A 2,958-nucleotide genomic window follows, 5' to 3' on the forward strand; every position below is an offset into this window, starting at 1 on the left:
GGTGCGCGGGCGGCCGAGCTCCGCGAGCCCGGCGAGCGCGCCCCGCGGTCGACTCGGCGGAGCGCAGCGGGCCGACGCCACGGGTCATCACCTGCTGCACCTCGCGGCGGTGGGCGGCGTCGAGGAGGCCGGAGTCCCCCTTCGTCGTGGTGGGGTCCTCGGGCTCCAGCAGCGGCAGCTCGCCCGCGGCCAGCCGCGTGGTGAGGTCCTCGGCGATGCGGTGGGCGAAGACGAGGCCCTCGAGCAGGGAGTTGCTCGCGAGCCGGTTGGCGCCGTGGACCCCGGTGCACGAGGTCTCGCCGCAGGCGTAGAGGCCGGGCAGGTTGGTGCGACCGCGCAGGTCGGTGCGCACGCCGCCGGAGGCGTAGTGCTGCGCCGGCGCGACCGGGATCGGATCGGTCGCCGGGTCGATCCCGAGCTCGCGGCAGCGGGCGACGATCGTGGGGAACCGGCGCTCGAGGAAGTCGCCGCCCAGGTGTCGCGCGTCGAGGAGGACGTGGTCGGTGCCGGTCGCCTCCATCCGCTCGAGGATCGCCCGGGCGACGACATCGCGCGGGGCCAGGTCGGCCATCGGGTGCACGCCGGCCATGAAGGCCTCGCCCGAGGTGTCGATGAGGACGGCGCCCTCGCCGCGCACGGCCTCGGACACGAGCGGCTGCTGGCCGGTCGCGCCCTCGCCCAGGTGCATGACGGTGGGGTGGAACTGCACGAACTCGAGGTCGGCGAGCGCTGCACCGGCACGCAGGCGGCCGCCATGCCGTCGCCCGTGGCGACGGAGGGGTTGGTCGTCGCGGAGTAGATCTGGCCGAGCCCGCCGGTCGCGAGGACGACGGCCCGGGCGCGGGCGGCGCCGACACCGTCGATCTCGCCTTCGCCGATGACGTGCACGGTCGCACCGCACACGCTGCCGTCGGTCGCGGTGAGCAGGTCGACGACGAGGGCGTGCTCGATGACCTCGATACCGGGGTCGGCCTGCACGGCCTCGAGCTGGGCGATGAGCGCCCGGGAGATCTCGGCGCCGGTGGCGTCGCCGCCGGCGTGCGCGATGCGGTCGCGGTGGTGGCCCCCTTCGCGCGTCAGGGTGATCTCACCGGCGGCGTCCCGGTCGAACTGCGCGCCGAGGTCGATGAGCTCCCGCACCCGGGCTGGGCCCTCGGTGACGAGGACCTCGACGGCGTCCTCGTCGCACAGGCCGACGCCCGCGACGAGGGTGTCGTCGAGGTGCTCGCCCGGGGAGTCCTCGGGGGCGAGGGCCGCGGCGATGCCGCCCTGGGCCCACGCCGTCGAGCCCTCCGACAGGCGGGTCTTGGTGACGAGCAGGACGCGGTCGACGTGCTCGCGCAGCCGTAGCGCGCAGGTCAGTCCGGCGATGCCGGAGCCCACGACGAGCACATCGGCCTGGGTCGTCCACCCCGGCTCGGGGGGCGCCGAGGCGGCGGGGGGACGACGACGGGCGCGGGGGCGCCCCGCGGTCTCAGGCACGGTCGTCGCGGTGGGTGACGGCCGAGGTCTTCAGCCCGTAGCCGTCGGGCACGTCGCCGGCGTCGTGGTACTGCTCGACGATCTTGTTGTCGCCGTCGACGAAGACGACGTTGGGCTCGAAGGTGCGCGCCTCGTCGTCGTCCATCGCCGCGTAGGCGATGATGATGACGAGGTCGCCGGGCGAGACGAGCCGGGCGGCCGCGCCGTTGATGCACACGATGCCGCTGCCGCGCTCGCCCTCGATCGCATAGGTCGTCAGACGGTTGCCGTTGTCGATGTCGACGACGTCGACCTGCTGGCCCGGGAGCATGCCCGCGGCGTCCATGAGGTCCATGTCGATCGTCAGCGAGCCGACGTAGTGCAGGTCGGCCTGGGTGACGGTGGCGCGGTGGATCTTGCTGTGGAGCATGAAGCGCTGCACGCGAGTGTCCTTCGTCTGTGGCGGCGGGTGAGCGTTCCCCAGTCTCTCACTGTCGCGTGCGTGCCCCTCGCCGCGCACTGGGATCAGCCGGCGGACGTCTCCGCGAAGGTCTCCCGCGCCCCGCCCCCGGGGCCGACGAGCACCGGGACGTTGTCGATGAGGCGGGTCGTGCCGACCCGGGCGGCGACGGCGAGCAGGGCCTCGCCCTTGTACCACTCGGGCACGTCCTCGAGCGTCGTCGGGTGGACGAGCACGAGGTAGTCGACGAGCGCGAGCGGCTCCTCGATGAGCACCTCGCGCGCGGCCCGTCGGATCGCCGAGGGGCCCTCGACCGCCTGCGCCGCGCCGGCCCGCAGCGCGCGGGAGAGCGCGAGCGCGGTCTCGCGGTCGCTCGGCGAGAGATAGGTGTTGCGGCTGCTCATCGCCAGGCCGTCCTCCTCACGGACGGTGGGGACGGCGACGACGCTGCCGGGGAAGTCGATGTCGCGGACCATGCGCTTGATGAGCAGCAGCTGCTGCGCGTCCTTCTGCCCGTAGTAGAAGAGGTCACCGCGGGTGAGGTGCATGAGCTTGGCGACGACGGTGAGCATGCCGTCGAAGTGCCCGGGGCGCGACTGCCCCTCGAGGACGTCGCCGAGCGGGCCGGCCGAGATGCGCACGCCGGGGTCGCCCTCGGGGTAGATGACGTCGGGCGTGGGGGCGAAGACGACGTCGACGCCCTCGCGCGTGCAGATCTCGAGGTCGGAGTCGAAGGTGCGCGGGTAGCGCGACAGGTCCTCCTTGGGCCCGAACTGCAGCGGGTTGAGGAAGATCGTCACGAGCACGTGCCGCGCCCGCTCGCGGGCGGTGCGGATGAGCCGCGCGTGGCCCTCGTGGAGGGCGCCCATGGTCATGACGACCGCGACGTCGCCGTCGGTGAGGGCGGCGCGGGCCGGGACGAGCTCGTCGCGCGTGCGGGCGACGACGGGGGGCGGTGGTCATCGGGGTCTCCTCGGTCGAGGGTGGTCAGGAGTGCTCTCGGCGGCGTCGGCCCGCAGGCGGCCGCTCCGCTCGGC

At 74.0% G+C, this 2,958-nt stretch carries 1 protein-coding gene and 2 pseudogenes; all 3 read right to left on the reverse strand.

The genetic code is table 11. From position 1 onward, the window contains the following. Nucleotides 1–1,482, reverse strand: a pseudogene (locus AC2W7J_RS17195) (L-aspartate oxidase); the annotation flags it as partial. Next, nucleotides 1,475–1,903: an aspartate 1-decarboxylase gene (gene panD / locus AC2W7J_RS17200; protein WP_255184320.1), complete on the reverse strand. Its 429-nt coding sequence runs from the start codon at nt 1,901–1,903 to the stop codon at nt 1,475–1,477. The gene panD and the pseudogene AC2W7J_RS17195, both read right to left, overlap by 8 nt. 83 nt (nt 1,904–1,986) lie before the next feature. Then, nucleotides 1,987–2,871 (reverse strand): annotated as a pseudogene (panC, locus tag AC2W7J_RS17205) (pantoate--beta-alanine ligase); the annotation flags it as partial. Nucleotides 2,872–2,958: the final 87 nt, after the last annotated feature.

The sequence above is a fragment of the Janibacter sp. CFPM2_SD2 genome, assembly GCF_057364645.1.